The sequence below is a fragment of the Aliivibrio kagoshimensis genome, assembly GCF_050337105.1.
Taxonomy (GTDB): domain Bacteria; phylum Pseudomonadota; class Gammaproteobacteria; order Enterobacterales; family Vibrionaceae; genus Aliivibrio_A; species Aliivibrio_A kagoshimensis.
Genome location: NZ_JAKJSQ010000005.1, coordinates 1 through 17,869 on the forward strand (window position 1 = coordinate 1; position 17,869 = coordinate 17,869).

Annotated in this window: 15 protein-coding genes and 8 tRNA genes; 17 read left to right on the forward strand and 6 right to left on the reverse strand. The window is 43.4% G+C overall.

The genetic code is table 11. The features are described 5' to 3' along the window. Positions 1-59 precede the first annotated feature (59 nt). The 8 genes from L4C32_RS02585 to L4C32_RS02620 all read left to right on the forward strand — a co-directional run bounded on the left by L4C32_RS02585 (position 60) and on the right by L4C32_RS02620 (position 1,142). Positions 60-135 (forward strand) — tRNA-Thr (locus L4C32_RS02585). Positions 136-175: 40 nt separating this feature from the next. Continuing rightward, positions 176-251, forward strand: a tRNA-Phe gene (locus L4C32_RS02590). Between the two features lie 34 nt (positions 252-285). Beyond that, a tRNA-Asn gene (locus tag L4C32_RS02595) sits at positions 286-361 on the forward strand. 231 nt (positions 362-592) lie between these two features. Continuing rightward, positions 593-668: transfer RNA gene (locus tag L4C32_RS02600), tRNA-Phe, on the forward strand. A 56-nt stretch (positions 669-724) separates the two neighbouring features. Beyond that, a tRNA-Thr gene (locus tag L4C32_RS02605) sits at positions 725-800 on the forward strand. Positions 801-835: 35 nt separating this feature from the next. Further along, positions 836-911 (forward strand) — tRNA-Asn (locus tag L4C32_RS02610). A gap of 45 nt (positions 912-956) precedes the next feature. After that, positions 957-1,032: transfer RNA gene (locus L4C32_RS02615), tRNA-Thr, on the forward strand. 34 nt (positions 1,033-1,066) lie between these two features. Then, a tRNA-Asn gene (locus L4C32_RS02620) sits at positions 1,067-1,142 on the forward strand. A gap of 127 nt (positions 1,143-1,269) precedes the next feature. Here the strand turns inward: L4C32_RS02620 and mrcB are convergent. Beyond that, positions 1,270-3,630: a penicillin-binding protein 1B gene (gene mrcB / locus L4C32_RS02625; protein WP_428195299.1), complete on the reverse strand. Its 2,361-nt coding sequence runs from the start codon at positions 3,628-3,630 to the stop codon at positions 1,270-1,272. Between the two features lie 27 nt (positions 3,631-3,657). Next, positions 3,658-6,108 carry an ATP-dependent helicase HrpB gene (gene hrpB, locus L4C32_RS02630; protein ID WP_428195483.1) on the reverse strand — a complete coding sequence of 817 codons (2,451 nt, stop codon included), beginning with the start codon at positions 6,106-6,108 and terminating at the stop codon, positions 3,658-3,660. An 88-nt stretch (positions 6,109-6,196) separates the two neighbouring features. Here hrpB and sfsA point away from each other — a divergent pair, with 88 nt between their 5' ends. The 7 genes from sfsA (at position 6,197) to panC (ending at position 12,183) form a co-directional block, all read left to right on the forward strand. Then, positions 6,197-6,922, forward strand: a complete 726-nt coding sequence (gene sfsA / locus L4C32_RS02635; protein ID WP_428195300.1) for a DNA/RNA nuclease SfsA — start codon at positions 6,197-6,199, stop codon at positions 6,920-6,922. 137 nt (positions 6,923-7,059) lie between these two features. Continuing rightward, positions 7,060-7,509, forward strand: coding sequence for an RNA polymerase-binding protein DksA (dksA, locus tag L4C32_RS02640; RefSeq protein ID WP_428195301.1), 450 nt, complete (start codon positions 7,060-7,062; stop codon positions 7,507-7,509). 72 nt (positions 7,510-7,581) lie between these two features. Continuing rightward, positions 7,582-8,460, forward strand: a complete 879-nt coding sequence (gluQRS, locus tag L4C32_RS02645) for a tRNA glutamyl-Q(34) synthetase GluQRS (RefSeq protein WP_428195302.1) — start codon at positions 7,582-7,584, stop codon at positions 8,458-8,460. A gap of 191 nt (positions 8,461-8,651) precedes the next feature. Next, positions 8,652-9,971: a polynucleotide adenylyltransferase PcnB gene (pcnB, locus tag L4C32_RS02650; protein ID WP_428195484.1), complete on the forward strand. Its 1,320-nt coding sequence runs from the start codon at positions 8,652-8,654 to the stop codon at positions 9,969-9,971. Beyond that, entirely contained in the window at positions 9,968-10,453 is a 486-nt protein-coding gene (gene folK, locus L4C32_RS02655) for a 2-amino-4-hydroxy-6-hydroxymethyldihydropteridine diphosphokinase (protein WP_428195303.1), read from the forward strand. Before pcnB ends, folK begins: the two co-directional genes overlap by 4 nt. A 49-nt stretch (positions 10,454-10,502) precedes the next feature. After that, the gene (gene panB, locus L4C32_RS02660; RefSeq protein WP_428195304.1) at positions 10,503-11,297 is read left to right on the forward strand and encodes a 3-methyl-2-oxobutanoate hydroxymethyltransferase; all 795 of its coding nucleotides are present in this window, start codon (positions 10,503-10,505) and stop codon (positions 11,295-11,297) included. A 10-nt stretch (positions 11,298-11,307) separates the two neighbouring features. Continuing rightward, positions 11,308-12,183, forward strand: a complete 876-nt coding sequence (gene panC / locus L4C32_RS02665; protein ID WP_428195305.1) for a pantoate--beta-alanine ligase — start codon at positions 11,308-11,310, stop codon at positions 12,181-12,183. Between the two features lie 64 nt (positions 12,184-12,247). On the opposite strand, the gene L4C32_RS02670 is transcribed toward panC, so the two are convergent. Together L4C32_RS02670 and L4C32_RS02675 are read right to left on the reverse strand one after the other, a co-directional pair. Then, positions 12,248-13,018 (reverse strand): ABC transporter permease, encoded by a 771-nt coding sequence (locus L4C32_RS02670; protein ID WP_428195306.1) that lies wholly within the window; start codon positions 13,016-13,018, stop codon positions 12,248-12,250. Continuing rightward, positions 13,018-13,962: an ABC transporter ATP-binding protein gene (locus L4C32_RS02675; protein WP_428195307.1), complete on the reverse strand. Its 945-nt coding sequence runs from the start codon at positions 13,960-13,962 to the stop codon at positions 13,018-13,020. The genes L4C32_RS02670 and L4C32_RS02675 overlap by 1 nt, the downstream gene beginning before the upstream one ends. Positions 13,963-14,058: 96 nt before the next feature. On the opposite strand from L4C32_RS02675, the gene can reads away from it, so the two are divergent. Further along, a complete protein-coding gene (gene can / locus L4C32_RS02680; RefSeq protein WP_428195308.1) occupies positions 14,059-14,709 on the forward strand; it encodes a carbonate dehydratase in 651 nt (216 codons plus the stop codon). Positions 14,710-14,751: 42 nt separating this feature from the next. Here the strand turns inward: can and hpt are convergent, their stop codons facing one another. Further along, a complete protein-coding gene (hpt, locus tag L4C32_RS02685) occupies positions 14,752-15,285 on the reverse strand; it encodes a hypoxanthine phosphoribosyltransferase (protein ID WP_428195309.1) in 534 nt (177 codons plus the stop codon). 255 nt (positions 15,286-15,540) lie between these two features. Between hpt and L4C32_RS02690 the strand changes: the two genes are divergently transcribed. Next, positions 15,541-16,149: a TetR family transcriptional regulator gene (locus L4C32_RS02690; RefSeq protein ID WP_428195310.1), complete on the forward strand. Its 609-nt coding sequence runs from the start codon at positions 15,541-15,543 to the stop codon at positions 16,147-16,149. Positions 16,150-16,240: 91 nt separating this feature from the next. Here the strand turns inward: L4C32_RS02690 and lpdA are convergent, their stop codons facing one another. Further along, positions 16,241-17,668 carry a dihydrolipoyl dehydrogenase gene (lpdA, locus tag L4C32_RS02695; protein ID WP_428195311.1) on the reverse strand — a complete coding sequence of 476 codons (1,428 nt, stop codon included), beginning with the start codon at positions 17,666-17,668 and terminating at the stop codon, positions 16,241-16,243. Between the last annotated feature and the right edge of the window lie 201 nt (positions 17,669-17,869).

Sequence of the window (17,869 nt, forward strand, 5' to 3'; positions counted from 1 at the left end):
CCACAATTTGGTGTCTAAGTTTATTAACAGTAAACTTGAATGCAAAAAGAATAAAGTGTGCCGACTTAGCTCAGTAGGTAGAGCAACTGACTTGTAATCAGTAGGTCACCAGTTCGACTCCGGTAGTCGGCACCATTTATTAAGCAGAGTAGAGATTTAACCATTTTTACTTTCTGCCTCGATAGCTCAGTCGGTAGAGCAGAGGATTGAAAATCCTCGTGTCGGTGGTTCGATTCCGCCTCGAGGCACCATATTTTAGACTTCAGTGTCTAATCAAAAATCTGTTCCCTTTTAGTTCAGTTGGTAGAACGCCGGACTGTTAATCCGTATGTCGCTGGTTCAAGTCCAGCAAAGGGAGCCACTTTTGAAACCTCGTCCTAGGACGAGGTTTTTTTTTGCCTATCAAATAACTTCACACTATACGTACTCGCATTTAAGGATCATCATTCCAAGTATAGATAAGCGATTATGTGACCAAATTTACGCCAAAATAATGCTATTTTAAACAGATTGAACACAAAATCGGCAAGCGCGCTTTTTTTTGATTTTTTTTATTGACCTTAACGAAGAAAAACCGTTTAATACACGCCTTGCCCGGATAGCTCAGTCGGTAGAGCAGAGGATTGAAAATCCTCGTGTCGGTGGTTCGATTCCGCCTCCGGGCACCACAGTTTGGTGTCTAAGTTTATTAACAGTAAACTTGAATGCAAAAAGAATAAAGTGTGCCGACTTAGCTCAGTAGGTAGAGCAACTGACTTGTAATCAGTAGGTCACCAGTTCGACTCCGGTAGTCGGCACCATTTTCTTTGATTGAAAAATCAAAAGTAATACCTGTTCCCTTTTAGTTCAGTTGGTAGAACGCCGGACTGTTAATCCGTATGTCGCTGGTTCAAGTCCAGCAAAGGGAGCCACATTAAGTAACTGTTGTTTAAACGGCAGTGAATAAAGAATAACGTGCCGACTTAGCTCAGTAGGTAGAGCAACTGACTTGTAATCAGTAGGTCACCAGTTCGACTCCGGTAGTCGGCACCATTTTTCTTTAATTAAAATCGAAAGTAATACCTGTTCCCTTTTAGTTCAGTTGGTAGAACGCCGGACTGTTAATCCGTATGTCGCTGGTTCAAGTCCAGCAAAGGGAGCCACATTTAAAAGCCTCGTCATTTGACGAGGCTTTTTTTATGCTTCCAATTTACAACAGCTTCTCCTTTCTACAGAGATAAAAAAAGCCCGGTTCAGAACCGAGCTTATTGTTACATCCGAATAAGTACATTAGCCAAACAGATCGCTTAGCCAGTTACTGCTCTTCTTTGAGCACTCCGCTTTGACCTTACCCTCTTTATCCCATACAGGTAACTTAACGCCACCACGACAATCAAACTCTAATGTGTGGTTTGTGTCTTCGTCATAGTGGGCAACCGTCACCTGTTTAGGCCAAGTAAGTGCTAACTTTTCAGGCTCTCTAAAGGCGAGGTAGTTCGCATATACTCTTAATGCGCCACTGGAGCCCGTAAGCTTAGTGGGTTTGTTATCATCACGGCCTACCCAAGTAACCACCACTTCACGTCCATCAATGCCCGCATACCAGCTATCACGAGAGTCATTACTGGTTCCCGTCTTACCCGCCAAACCTGCCCAGCTGTACTTACTCTGCAGATAACGAGCGGTACCTTCACTGACGACTCGCTTCATACCATACATGGTCAGCCATGCCGCTTGCTGTGGTACGGCTTGCTTCGCTTTAGGCCAGTTTTCATAAAGGAGATTACCGTCTAAATCAACCACGGAGCGTAAGGCGGTCAACTCAGCCTTACGGCCTGAGTTACCAATAGTTTGATACATTTGAGTCACCTGGTAGGGTGAAAGGGTAAATGAACCAAGCACAATAGAAGGCACTGCAGGAACTTCATCCCGATCCACACCAAGATCGTCTAATGTATCAATGACATTGTTAATACCAAGCTGTAAGCCCAAGTTAACCGTTGGCACATTCATTGAACGAGAAAACGCATAATAGAGTGGAACCTCGCCTGTAAACTTGCGATCAAAATTCCTAGGTGTCCAACTATCCCCTTTTTCACTGGTTAATGTAATGGCTTTATCTTCAAGGGTACTGGCTAAGTTATACTTATTAGGTTGTCTTAGTGCAGTCATGTAAACGGCAGGCTTCACCAAAGAGCCTATAGGCCTGCTGGCGTTTAGCGCTCTATTGAAACCATCATAACCGGTACGACTTCCACCAATCATGGCGCGAATCTCGCCACTTTGTCGATCTGCAATAACCACCGCGGTCTCTAAGCCCTTACCGGAGACTTTCTCTAATGATGGTATGGTGTTAGCAACGGCACGCTCAGCTTGCTGCTGTGACAAAGGATCAAGAGTCGTAAATAGACGTAAACCGGTGGTGGATTGATATTTATCCCCAACGTATTGCGCCAGTTCTCTTTTGATCTGCTGAAAATAAGCAGGTTGACGCGACGCGACCACCGCTTTTTTCTGTACATCTAAACGACGAGAAGCGGCGGTTTCATACTGATAAGCCGTTAACAATCCCTCTTGCATCATGACTCTAAGCACGAGATCTCGTCGAGTTTTCACCCGCTCTGGGTATCGCATTGGATTATAGTAGGAAGGGCCTTTAACCATCGCCACTAACATAGCGAGCTGATCGACTCTCAGCTCTTGCAGCGGACGAGCAAAGTAGACTCTGGCTGCCAGTCCAAACCCATGAATTGCTTCCCCCTCTGTCTGCCCTAGGTAGACCTCATTAAGATACGCTTCTAAAATTCTATCTTTGCTGTATCGATAATCTAAAATTAAGGCAATATACGCTTCTCGCACTTTGCGCCATAGCGTTCTCTCCCGAGACAAAAATAAGTTCTTCGCCAACTGCTGAGTTAATGTACTTCCTCCTTGTACCGTTCTACCCGCTTTTAAATTCACCACTAATGCTCTCGCGATCGCAATAGGTGACACGCCATCATGTTGATAAAAATCACGATCTTCAGTGGTCAGCAGAGCATCAACCATGACTTCTGGGAACTGCTCTCTATGCAAAAACAGGCGCTGTTGGTCAGCGTTTGAATCTAGCATCCCTAACAGCTTGGGTTCAATTCTGAAAAAGCCAAGCTTCTGTTTAGTTGCGATTTTTTCTATGCTTTGAATGTTCCCTTTCTTAAAGGTAATCATGACATGACGATCGGGCTCAGGCCCATCATTAAACTCAAAAGCACGGCGGATCAGCTCAATACGTGTGGAGGATGAGGAGTACTCTCCCGGACGTTGCGGTCTTTTTACTTTGTGGTATTGCAGCAAGTCCAGCTCTTTACGGACCGTTGCAATACTGACATTTTGTCCCGGTGAAAGGGTTAATACTCGACCATAAACGACAGTTGGCAACTCAAACAGTTGCCCTTCAAAACGGTTTTTAATCACTCTATCTAAATAGATACCAGAGATCACTAACACAGCCACCAGCACCAGGCTCAGTTTCAGTGAAAAAGAGAGTAACCAACGACCTACTCCTCGGCTTGGTTTTTTCTGTTTGCTATTTTTTCGTTTTCTACCTTTCATAGATCGTCCATCACTTTTATTGGCTGTTTTTCGCTTAGTGGGCACTTTCTTTTCTGCCATGGTGTGTATTTATTCCATTTTATTTATCTATGAGTTCAAGTGTCGTTTTGTCTTATTAGTCGCTTTATGATTGGCAGGATCGTCAGGCCAAACATGCTTCGGGTATCGTCCCTTCATCTCTTTTTGCACCTCTTTGTAAGATCCTACCCAAAACCCGGAGAGATCTTGAGTGATTTGTAACGGCCTTCTCGCTGGAGAGAGCAGTTCACAAGTCACTTTTATTCGCTGGTTAGCAACTGTTGGTGAGCTCTGTTCACCAAACATCTCCTGCATTCGCACCGATATCACAGGAGATACTCCCTCTTGATAAGTAATTGGCGTGTGGTTACCTGTGGGCAATAAAAACTGGGTCGGTAACTGCTGTTCGACAATTTTCATTCGCTCCCAACCAATTCGCGTTTTTAATGCATCCAGCAAATTGATGGCGTTCAGCCCCTTGATGTTTTTGATATTCAGCATATAGGGCAGTAACCACAACTCCAGCTCATCAAGCAAAGCGTCGTCATCCATTCGCGGCCAGTCATGTTCATTCAACCATAATTGAGCGCATCGAACTCTAGATAACAAGGCGTGACAACTTTTACTCCAATTTAATGAGCTTAACCCTTTACGACGAATCATTGTTAGCATTGCGTGATTTATTGCACTGCTGTCTGATTCAGTCAGTGGTTTGGTATTTATCACTATGCTACCCAGCATCAAGCGCAACTCAGCCACAACAGTGTTACGCCTCTCATCCCAGTCAATCCACTTCACTTCAGAGAAGAGCTGAGGCAACTTCTGTTGTAGTTCGGATATTGAACAGTGGTGAGCTAAAAAAATACGGCTACGACTGCCTGATGATTTTAGCAAGTCGATAGCCACTATTGCGTTGCTGTTAGCTAACGACTGATCATCAGCGATCACCGCCCCATGACCGTTAGCAAGCTGGAAGAAGCCATGCTCCCCTTTAGACAGTGCAATTCGATCCGGAAAACCCATTGCAAGTAGTACACCTAACCAATCACGATCAATCTGCCCAGGATCAAGTGAGACCTTCATTTTTGAGGCAAAGTAGTGACGACGCAGCGTTCGTTGCTGTTGTTTATGATCCCCACGGAGTGTCGAGGATAGCGACCAGTTAACATGATCAAGAAGATCAATACTCTTCTCTCCTCGATATGGCTCCTCTAGAAGAGGAATCAAGTGCAGCGCGGTTTGTAAAGCCGACTCTCCCCATTGACGAGCATTCAGTAATATAGAGCAGTAGCGAGGTTCACAGCCTAAGCGTTGAGCCTCTCTGCCCATTGCCGTTAGTCGTTGCTCTTTATCCAATAGACCGAGTCTGGACAGAAGTTCGCGTGCTTGGTTGATTGACGCTGGTGTCGGAATATCAAGCAGTGACAGTTCATTGACCTCTTTCACTCCCCATTGAGCTAACTCCAATATAAAACTACTGAGGTCGCTTTTAAGAATATCGGGTTGTGGCGACTTAACCATTCGACCAAAGCTCTCTTGGCTATACAGACGGATGCAGATACCTGGCTCTAAACGCCCAGCTCTTCCTGCTCGTTGTACTGCTGAAGATTGCGCTATTTTTTGCGTTTCCAGTTTGGTTATACCGGTATTAAGATCAAAGTGTGCTGCACGTTCAAGCCCGCAATCAACGACGATGCGGATCCCTTCAATCGTCAAACTGGTCTCTGCAATATTGGTGGCTAAAACGACTTTTCGACCTCCCTTTTTCACTGGAAGGATCGCCCGCTGCTGCATTTTTTGATCCAGTTGGCCATATAGAGGCGAGATATCGATATCAGAAGCTAAATCCGATAAACCAGACACCACGTGTTTAATCTCAGCCACACCCGGCAGAAAAACCAATATCGACCCCTGCTCCTGAGCCAGCAGTAAGCGTACTTGCTTAATCACCGAAACGGCCAGACGCTCATTACTCGCTGTTGACACATATCGATGCTCTACCGAAAAGCAGCGTCCTTGAGATTCCAAATAGGTCGCTTCAGGCAGCATGCTTGACAGTGCACCCACCTCAAGGGTCGCTGACATCACAATAATCGAGAGATCATCACGCAGCGCTTGTTGTATATCTAAACTGAATGCCAGTGCCGTATCGGCATGCATACTACGCTCATGAAATTCATCAAAGATCAGCAGCCCCACTTCCGATAATTCAGGATCCGCCTGTAACAGACGAGTCATTACTCCCTCTGTCACTATCTCTAATCGAGTGTGCTGGCTGGTTTTATTCTCGCCTCGCATACGAAAACCAACAGTCTGTCCAACCGGTTCACCCAGCTGTTGAGCTAGGTAACGTGCGATATTTCTAGCAGCTAAGCGACGTGGCTCTAACATAATAATTTTCCCACGGATTGCACCACTTTTCAGTAATGCTAGTGGCAGCCGTGTTGATTTACCGGCACCTGGAGGTGCTGATAAAATTATCTGTCGGCTCTTTTGTAGAGCGGTAAGCAGTGAAGGGATCACTTCATCAATAGGTAACTGTGACAACTGTTCAACCTTATGGCATCATCATTACGACTATTGTATATAAAAACAGGGGTAGTGCGAGATGAAATTTGAGCCCGTATTGGAATCTGGAGTGTTAATTAAACGATACAAACGCTTTTTAGCTGACATTCTCCTGGATGATGGGACACAAAGAACCATTCATTGCGCAAACACCGGCTCAATGACTGGGTGTGCAGAACCGGGCAACAGGGTCTATTATTCAACATCAAGCAATGCAAAGCGCAAATACCCGAACAGTTGGGAGTTAAGCGTCACCAAACAGCAACATACAATATGCGTTAATACCATCAGAGCAAACCAATTGGTTGTTGAAGCCATTCAATCAGGAACCATCAAAGAGCTACAAGGTTACTCAAGCTTAAAAACAGAAGTAAAATACGGCAGTGAAAATAGTCGTATAGATATCTTATTGCAAGATGAGGACAAAACTGACTGTTACATTGAAGTCAAAAGCGCCACTTTATTATCACAAGATGAACAAGAACAAAATGAAGGACAAGGCTACTTCCCAGATGCCGTGACCATAAGAGGTCAAAAACACCTTCGTGAATTGGCAGAAGCGGCAGAAAATGGGAGCAGAAGCATACTTTTTTTTGCTGTTCTTCATTCAGGCATTGAAAAAGTCTCTTCGGCACACCATATAGACCCCAGCTACCATTTATTACTTAATGAGGCTCGAAAAAAAGGCGTTGAAGTACTCTGCTATAAAGCAGATTTTTCACCTAATGAGATGAAAATAAAAACAAAGCTTCCTTTCATCACATAATTTGAAAAAGTGTAGTTTTCTTCACATTGGTGAAATTAAGATTATACTCAATATTTGCTTCACGCTTTTCTTTCTGATATAGATACCGCCCTCAATTTGACGCTAGACAGGTCAAATACGTTTTTAGGAGATGCAGCATGCCAGAGAGCAACATGAAAAAGACGCTAGGCATTCTAGCAATTGCCGGAGTCGACCCTTACCAGGAAAAAGCTGGTGAAGAGTACATGGGAGATGAGCAAGTAGCTCACTTTACTAAAATTTTGGATTCTTGGCGTAACCAACTTCGTGAAGAAGTCGAACGTACAGTGAACCATATGAAAGATGAAGCTGCTAACTTCCCAGATCCAGTGGATCGTGCCGCTCAAGAAGAGGAGTTCAGCCTTGAGCTTCGAAATCGAGATCGTGAACGCCGTTTAATCAAGAAAATTGAAAAAACGCTGCAAAAAATTGACGATGAGGAGTTTGGATTTTGTGACTCTTGTGGTGTAGAAATTGGAGTACGTAGACTGGAAGCTCGTCCTACTGCTGATCTCTGCATTGACTGTAAAACCCTTGCTGAGTTAAAAGAGCGACAAATGGCTGGTTAAGCTCTGTTAGCCAGTAAACAAAAAAGGGAGCTTAGCCTCCCTTTTTTGCATTCTAACCAACTGAAAAGCGCGATGAAAAAGAACTATATTGGTCGTTTTGCCCCCTCACCTTCTGGCCCTTTACACTTTGGCTCTTTAGTAGCCGCTGTGGGTAGCTACTTACAAGCCAAATCCAATAGCGGAAAGTGGTTAGTACGGATGGAAGATCTTGACCCTCCAAGAGAAGTGGTAGGTGCCGCAGATAACATCTTGCGTACCTTAGAAGCATTTCATCTGTTTTGGGATGATAATGTGATGTATCAAAGTCAACGACATCATGCCTATCAACATCAAATCGATACATGGCTACAACAGGGCATCGCCTATTTTTGTCAATGTACCCGAAAAACGATCAAACAATCTGGTGGCTTCTATCAAGGAACCTGCAGGGATTTAGCGCTTACCGATAATCATCGAGCCGTACGACTAAAAATGAACCATCCCGTTGAATCATTTTCTGATTTAAAACAGGGGACAATTCTTATTAACCCTCCCCTAGCCCATGAAGACTTTATTATTAAACGCAGCGATGGACTGTTTGCATACAATCTCGCGGTCGTTATCGATGATATTGAACAGGGGATCACAGAAGTTGTCAGGGGAGCGGACCTGATTGAACCTACGGGCCGGCAGATCAGCTTATATCATCAACTCGGTTTTGCAGAGATCCGTTATCTACATCTACCGTTAGCGGTCGATGACAGCAACAACAAGCTCTCTAAACAGAATCACGCTCCTGCCATTGATATGCGAGACAAAAGGCAGACTCTATTGCAAGTATTTTCTTTTTTAGGCATGCCCGTCGACAATTCACTTAAGCATTTGGATTTAGAGCAAATTTTGCAATGGGGCGTTGAGAACTGGCGGATTAGTACACTGCCAAATGAAAGCAAAATCACACTACCATTCTAAAATGCGCTCAGCTAGGCTATTATGTGCGCCTAATTGATACTAACGCGATTAATTTGGGGCATTTTGATGCAATTAATCAGGTTAGTATTATCAAGTTTTTCTAACATTTGGGGTGGGATATTTTTAATCAAGTCGCCAACTTTTGCCGTAAGCTACTCAATAACAGCAGTGATACTTGCTCTACTGAAGAGATAAAGTTGAAAGTTATTACACGCGGGGAACATTCCGTTTCACGTACGCAAATCAGTGATAATGCATTGAAGGTACTTTATCGCCTTCATAATTCAGGCTACGACGCCTTTCTTGTTGGCGGTGGAGTTAGAGATATCCTGCTAGGAAAAGAGCCAAAAGATTTTGATGTTGCGACCAATGCGACCCCTGAGCAGATCCGTAAACTGTTTCGAAACTGCCGCTTAATTGGTCGCCGATTCCGTCTTGCCCACATTCTATTTGGCCGCGACGTTATCGAGGTAGCCACTTTCCGCGGACACCACGCTGAAGAAGCTCCAAGTACGAAGAATGTCTCTGCTCAATCTAAAGAGGGGATGTTACTGCGTGATAATGTGTATGGCAGCGTTGATGAAGATGCACAACGTCGTGACTTTACCGTTAATGCGATGTATTACAACGTTGCTGACTACTCGATACACGACTATGCAAATGGTGTTCAAGACCTTAACGACGGGGTAATCCGTCTTATTGGTGATCCTGAAACTCGTTATCGCGAAGATCCGGTTCGTATGCTCAGAGCAGTTCGTTTTGCAGCAAAACTGGATATGACTATCAGTGACTCAACGGCAGATCCAATTTTAGAGTTGTCGACACTGCTACAAGACATTCCTGCAGCGAGACTGTTTGAAGAGTCATTAAAACTGCTTCAATCTGGTGACGGTATTGCTACTTACCAGCTTCTACGCAAGTACAACCTATTTCAGCAGCTATTCCCTCTCGTAAGTGCACAATTTACGGAAGATAACAGCAGCATGACAGAAAAAATGCTTGAGCTGGTGTTGCAATCCACCGATCGTAGAATTAACAGTGGAAAACGTGTTAACCCTGCCTTTATGTTTGCAGCCATCTTATGGTATCCGCTGACGAGTAAAGCGGACGAGCTAATGAAAGAGCTCAACCTAAACTACTACGACGCCATGATGGAAGCGGGCAATCGCACCTTGGACACCCAGGTTAAACATCTCGCTATTCCACGTCGTTTTACCGCGACGATAAGAGATATCTGGCAGTTACAGCTACGTTTGCCTCGTCGTAATGGCAAGCGTGCTTTTGCACTGTTCGAGCAACAGAAGTTCAGAGCTGGCTTTGATTTCTTAGAGATGCGTGGGAAATTAGAGCTTGGTCAGACAAAAGAGCTGGCTCTGTGGTGGAACGAATTTCAACAAGTCGACACGCCTGAAAAGCAAAAAATGGTATCGGCACTCGGTGGCGGTCGTTCAAACTACAAACGCCGAAAACCTAACTTTCGTAACAAAAAACCAAGTAATCGGTCATCATGAACACCGTTTACATTGCGTTAGGCAGTAACTTGGGCGATTCAATTGCTCAAGTTAATGCTGCCATCAATGCGTTAAATGCACTACCAACAACATCGGTTTTATCCCAGTCGTCACTCTATAGTAGCGCTCCGATGGGCCCACAGGATCAACCCGATTATATCAATGCGGTTGTTGCCATAGAGACCGAACTGCTGCCGCTACAACTTCTTGACCAGACTCAGCGTATTGAACTTGAGCATGGAAGAGTGAGAAAAGATGAGCGTTGGGGACCGAGAACACTTGATTTAGATATTTTACTTTATGCTAATGAAATCATAAATAACGATAGACTCACAATCCCCCATTATGGTATGAAATGTCGCGAGTTTGTACTCTATCCATTAGCAGAAGTAGCACCTAATTTAACACTCCCAGATGGGATTGAGCTTACCGCCTTACTCACCAAGATTGATAAGAATGGGCTCACTATTTGGAATCCATAACGTTCAGTTTTTCTGATCGATTTGAGTTAGCACAGGTTAAGGGACAACAATGAAAAAGATCACGATTAGCGATTTATTATCATGGAAGCAAGACGGCAAAAAATTCGCTTCTATAACCGCTTATGATGCAAGTTTTGCTCAGCTGTTTGAACAGCAAGAGATGCCCGTTATTTTAGTGGGTGACTCACTAGGAATGGTTCTGCAAGGTAAACCAGACACACTGCCTGTAACAACAGATGATATTGCTTACCACACTCGCTGTGTGCGCGCTGGTAGCCCTAACAGCCTTTTGATGGCTGATATGCCATTCATGAGCTACGCAACGCCTGAGCAAGCCTGTGAGAACGCTGCAAAACTGATGCAAGCTGGCGCCAACATGGTAAAAATTGAAGGCGGTGAATGGGTAGCAGAAATCATCACCAAACTGACAGAGCGTGCTGTTCCTGTCTGCGCACACTTAGGTTTAACACCACAGTCGGTCAATATTATCGGCGGGTATAAAATTCAAGGGCGCGATCAAGATCAAGCAGAGCAGATGGTTCGAGATGCATTAACACTGCAAAATGCAGGAGCGCAGATCATTTTACTTGAGTGTGTTCCCGCGTCACTAGCCGAACGAATCACTAAAGCGCTACAAGTACCCGTTATCGGTATTGGTGCTGGTAATGTTACCGATGGTCAAATCTTGGTGATGCACGATATGCTCGGTATTTCTGCTAATTACATGCCTCGTTTCTCTAAAAACTTCCTAGCAGAAACTGGCGATATTCGCTCAGCGGTATCTCAATATATTAACGATGTAGAGCAAGGCATATTTCCAAGCTCAGAACACACCTTTGCTTAAGGAGAGCTAAATGCACATTTTTCCTGAAATTAAAGCGCTTCGTGAGCAAATAACGCAGTGGAAAAAAGAGGGCAAAACCATTGGTTTTGTTCCTACCATGGGCAATTTACACGAAGGTCATTTAACGTTAGTCCGTAAAGCACGAGAAAACGCCGATATTGTAGTGGTGAGTATTTTTGTTAACCCAATGCAATTTGATAAAGAGACGGATCTTGCCGCTTACCCAATCACGTTAGAAGACGATCTCGCGAAGTTAGATGCTGAAGGTGTGCACGCGGTCTTTACTCCTACTCCTGAAATCATGTACCCAGAAGGGCTTGAACAACAAACATTTGTTGAAGTTCCCACGCTCTCTCATATTCTTGAAGGGGCATTGCGACCAGGTCATTTTCGAGGCGTTGCTACCGTTGTGACGAAACTGTTTAATATCGTTCAGCCAGATATCGCTTTCTTTGGTAAAAAAGACTTTCAGCAGTTGGCGATGATACGCCAAATGGTCATCGATATGGCGATGGATATTCGCATTATCGGTGTGGCCACCGTAAGAGAGATGGATGGTTTAGCCATGAGCTCTCGTAATGGTTACCTAACCCTTAATGAACGTCAACGTGCACCAGTACTTGCAAGAACGATGCGCTGGATTGGCAGTCAAATCCGTAGCGGAAAGGATGATTTTGACTCACTGATTGAGGATGCCAGTGACCAGTTAAGAGCGGCCGATCTTCAACCTGATGAGATCTACATTAGAGACGCCATCACTCTGCAGGCTATCAACGAAGAGACACAGAAAGCCGTCATTTTAATGTCCGCCAACTTAGGCAAAGCAAGACTCATTGATAATCACGAACTTGAATTAGCCTCCGCAACTGAAGAGCCCGCTGAATAAGCAATAAAAAAAGAGCTTGGTATAATCAATACCAAGCTCTCTATCCATCGATGCCTCAAGCTATTTAACTTCTTAAGCCAATACCTTTTGAGATCAGATACCAAGCCGCGCTATACAGCCCAATAATAAAGACAATCAACACTGAAAATGATGTAGCAATATTGACATCTGACACCCCTAAAAATCCATACCTAAATGCATTAACCATATAAACAATTGGATTGAGTTTAGAGACACCTTGCCAAAACTCGGGCAACAAACTGATTGAATAGAACACCCCACCTAAGTAGGTCAACGGCGTTAAAATAAAGGTTGGAATAATACTGATATCATCAAAGGTATTCGCGTACACTGCATTAATTAACCCACCGAGAGCAAACACAATCGACGTCATGAGGACCGTCACAATGATAACCCACCAATGAGCAATATTCAGATCGACAAAGAATAGAGAGACGGCTGTCACCATACAACCTACCAATAAGCCTCTTGCTACTCCACCACCAACATAACCAGCGATAATGATGTAATTTGGCACGGGTGCTACTAAAAGCTCTTCGATATTTTTCTGCAACTTAGCGCTAAAAAACGAAGAGGAGACATTTGAGTAGGAGTTGGTGATCACTGACATCATGATAAGCCCAGGAACAATATATTCCATATAGCTAAAACCACCCATTTGACCAATTCTCGAGCCGATTAAATTACCAAAAATAATAAAATAGAGGGTCATGGTAATGGCCGGTGGAATGATGGTCTGAACCCAGATACGGGTAAAACGATTGATCTCTTTTGATATTAAGCTTTTAAAAGCCGTCCAATACAACTGATACATTATTGTTCTCCAGCAGAGTTATCTTCAATTGCAACGGTCTGCTCTTTCACCAAATTAACAAATAACTCTTCCAGTCGATTTGATTTATTTCTCATTGAAAGCACACTAATACCCTGTTCAGAGAGCTGTTCAAACAGTCTGTTGAGACCTGCTGATTTTTCAATTTCAACTTCCAGAGTTCCCTGAGTGCAAGAGAGCACTTTACACCCTGTTAATACAGGCTCTACCGCTTTAGGTTCAATATCAAAAATGAAGGTTTCAACATCCAATTTACTCAATAGCGACTTCATCGACGTATTCTCGATCAAATCACCTTTGCTGATAATACCGATATTTCGACATAACATCTCCGCCTCTTCAAGGTAGTGAGTCGTCAATATGATGGTTACGCCTTGCGCGTTAATCTCTTGCAAAAAAGCCCACATGGAGCGGCGGAGTTCGATATCAACGCCTGCAGTCGGCTCATCAAGAATAAGAAGTTTGGGCTCATGCATCAGCGCCCTAGCAATCATAAGACGCCGTTTCATCCCCCCCGATAGCGTTCTGGCACGGTCATTACGCTTACCCCATAAGTCCAATAAGGTCAGGTATTTCTCAGCACGCTCTTTGGCCAGGGTTTTATTCACCCCGTAATAACCCGCTTGTTGAATAACAATCTGTTGAACCGTCTCAAACATATTGAAATTAAACTCTTGCGGTACTAGGCCAAGTTGCTGCTTGGCTTGTACGATATCTTTATCCATATCATAACCAAACACTTTTACTTTCCCTGAGGTCTTATTAACCAATGAGGAGATAATCCCTATCGTGGTCGATTTGCCCGCGCCATTGGGACCGAGTAGAGCATAGAAGTCCCCCTGCTCTACGTTCAAACATATGCCTTTCAGCGCCTCAACTCCGCCAGCATAGGTTTTTCTTAGTTGAGTAATTTCAAGTGCGTTCATAATTTGTAATAGTTTATCTACCGTTTTTTTAACTAATCCGATTTGCTATTTCACTGATACGTGTATAGTTACTTCAAATAGTTATAAGGGAAAAATATGTCAGACATTAAACAACTATTTGAGAACAATAGTAAGTGGGCTAAAAGCATTCTTAGCGAAAAGTCCGATTTTTTTTCTACATTAGCCAAGGCTCAACACCCTGATTACCTCTGGATTGGTTGTTCTGACAGCCGAGTACCTGCAGAGCGACTAACAGGCTTAGATTCTGGTGAGCTATTCGTACATCGTAATGTAGCTAATCAAGTGATTCATACCGACCTCAACTGCCTCTCTGTAATTCAATACGCAGTTGATGTATTAAAAGTTAAGCACATCATAGTATGTGGTCATTATGGATGTGGTGGCATCAACGCAGCGATTGATAACCCCAACTTAGGACTGATCAATAACTGGCTACTTCATATTCGAGATCTCTACCTAAAACACAGAAGTTGGTTAGGTGAACTTCCTCGAGAGGAGCTTGCTGATAAGCTCTGTGAGATTAATGTTGCAGAGCAGGTGTATAACATCGGTAATTCAACAGTGATGCAAAACGCTTGGGCACGTGATCAGAATGTCAGTATTCATGGCTGGGTATACGGCATTAATGATGGAATACTCAATGACCTTGGTGTTAGAGCCCAAAGTCGAGAGACCCTTGAAATCGCATATCAAGCTTCGATGGCCTCTCTGATCAGTAAGGCGTAGCGTCAGATATTGGAGTAGAGCGCTCTACTCCAATTATTCACACTATTCGCCAGTAGGTACCACTTTCCCAATATAAGGAAGATTACGGTACTTTTGTGCGTAATCTATTCCAACGCCAACCACAAACTCATCTGGAATAGAAAAACCAATCCATTTAGCATCAACGTCAATTTCTCGACGCGAAGGTTTATCTAAAAGAGTACAAATTTGAATTGAATTTGGCTCACGCAGAGACAATATCTCACAAACCTTATTCAGCGTGTTGCCTGTATCAATGATATCTTCAACAATAATGACATCCTTGCCTTTAATATCATCATCCAAATCTTTCAGAATTCTGACATCACGAGAGCTCTCCATCGTATTGCCATAACTTGAAGCCGTCATGAAATCCACTTCCATTGGTCGTTCAATAACCCTTGCCAAATCAGCCATAAAAACAAATGACCCGCGTAAAAGTCCAACCATTACAAGCTCTTTCGAATCATCATAGTGTGCCGTGATCTCTTTTCCTAACTCAGAAATTCGTTGCTGAACTTCGCTTTCAGTAATCATCACTTCGACTGTATGTTTCATTTTATTCTCTCTTCAGATGCATATTACATACGCATTACATGATATGAATTCAGAAACTCTATTCTACCATACAGAGCCCAATTTTGTGTTTTTCACAAGCGTCAAAAAATTAACGCCATTTAATACATTGATTCCATTTGCGTCAATTATTTGTTGAATTATCAATAAGCATTCTGTACAGTTAATACTCATAATAAGAACAAAAAAACACCCAAAAAATAATATAATATTAATAATCAGATGGCAGGAAAAAACATGGAAACTATATCTAGGAGACCCCGTACGCGGCTCTCACCAGAGAAAAGAAAGTTACAATTACTTGAAATCGCGACAGAAGTTTTCGCTAAACGCGGAATTGGTCGTGGTGGTCATGCTGACATAGCTGACATTGCACAAGTTTCAGTGGCTACCGTCTTTAACTACTTCCCCACTCGTGAAGACCTAGTGGACGAAGTGCTTAACCACGTCGTTGATGAGTTTAATCATTACCTACAAAACTCACTCTCTGAATCTGATAGTGTCAGAACAAACTTAGAACGCCTTAACTCAAACCTCATTGATAATGTCCTCGAAGAGAAAACATGGATCAAAGTATGGTTTGAGTGGAGTGCATCAACCAGAGATGAAGTTTGGCCACTGTTTCTGAGCTCCCATAAGAAAAACCAAAACTTCATCATTGAGATGTTTGAGCGTGGTATTGAACAGGGTGAAATTTGCCCAAATCATACTCCAGTCAATCTTGCTAAGATGCTGCATGGTATCTGTTACTCTCTCTTTATTCAGGCAAATCGTCAGCCAAATAAAGAAAAATTAGAAGAGACTAGTGCCTGCTTCCTTAATATGTTGTGCATCTACCGAGATTAGTTAGCGCAAATATAAAAAAAAGCCCGCTCGTATTAAACGAGCGGGCTTTTTTTGTGCTGTGTGGGCTATTTCAGCCGCACACTAGCCACAATTATTTTTTCTTTTTAACTGCTTTTGCGTTTGGCAAATCAGTAATGCTACCTTCGTAGATTTCAGCCGCCATTCCCACTGACTCATGCAGTGTTGGGTGAGCGTGAATCGTTAATGCGATATCTTCCGCATCACAACCCATCTCAATCGCTAGGCCGATTTCACCAAGAAGTTCACCGGCGTTAGTACCAACAATCGCACCACCAATAACACGGTTAGTCTCTTTATCAAACAGAAGTTTAGTCATACCATCTGAACAGTCAGAAGCGATCGCTCGGCCTGAAGCAGCCCAAGGGAAAGTGGCAGCCTCGTAGTTAAGACCTTCTTCTTTCGCTTCTTTCTCTGTTTTACCAACCCAAGCAACTTCTGGCTCAGTATAGGCAATTGAAGGAATAACTTTAGGATCAAAGTAGTGTTTCTTACCAGAGATAACTTCTGCAGCCACGTGGCCTTCATGCACACCTTTATGAGCAAGCATAGGCTGACCTACCACATCACCGATTGCGTGAATGTGAGGAACATTGGTACGCATCTGCTTATCAACATTAATGAAACCACGCTCATCAACTTCAATACCCGCTTTTTCAGCGTCAAACAGACCACCATTTGGCACGCGACCAATGGCAACGAGAACAGCATCATAACGGATAGGTTCAGCAGGCGCTTTTTTACCTTCCATCGTGACATAAATGCCATCTTCTTTTGCTTCTACTGCGGTTACTTTCGTCTGTAACATCAGGTTAAATTTATTTTTGATACGCTTGGTATAAACGCGAACGATATCTTTATCAGCTGCAGGAATCACCTGATCAAACATCTCGACAACATCAATCTTAGATCCTAGAGAGTGGTAAACCGTCCCCATTTCTAAACCGATGATACCACCGCCCATCACCAACAGCTTCTCAGGAACCTCTTTCAGTTCCAATGCATCTGTCGAGTCCCAAATTCGTGGGTCTTCATGAGGAATGAAAGGCAATTTAATTGGACGAGAACCAGCAGCGATAATGGCGTTATCGAAATTGACAGTAGTCGTCTCTTCACCTTCAACAACAAGAGTGTTTGCGCCGGTAAATTTACCAAAACCATTAACGACAGTAACTTTACGCATCTTAGCCATACCGCCAAGACCGCCAGTTAACTGAGTAACCACTTTCTCTTTCCACAGACGGATCTTGCTAATGTCTGTTTGTGGTTCACCAAAAACAACACCATGATCAGCCATTGCTTTTGCTTCTTCAATCACTTTTGATACGTGAAGAAGTGCTTTTGACGGGATACAGCCAACATTTAAACAAACGCCGCCTAGTGAACTGTAACGCTCAACTAATACTGTTTCCAAACCTAAGTCTGCACAACGGAATGCTGCAGAATAACCCGCAGGTCCTGCTCCAAGTACGACTACCTGCGCTTTAATTTCTTTGCTCATTTTCGACCTCGTTGTAACTCGTTTATCCCTAACAGACTAAAAAGTCGTCATATACATTTTCCAAACGGCATCAGTCTACAGAGCTGCATACAGAGTGAAAAGTAAAATGGCATAGCCTGTGAGCTAGACTACAGTTCCCAATCTATTAATAAAATTATAAATAGAAACTGTAGAAAAAAGACGTAATGTCCATAAAGTGTA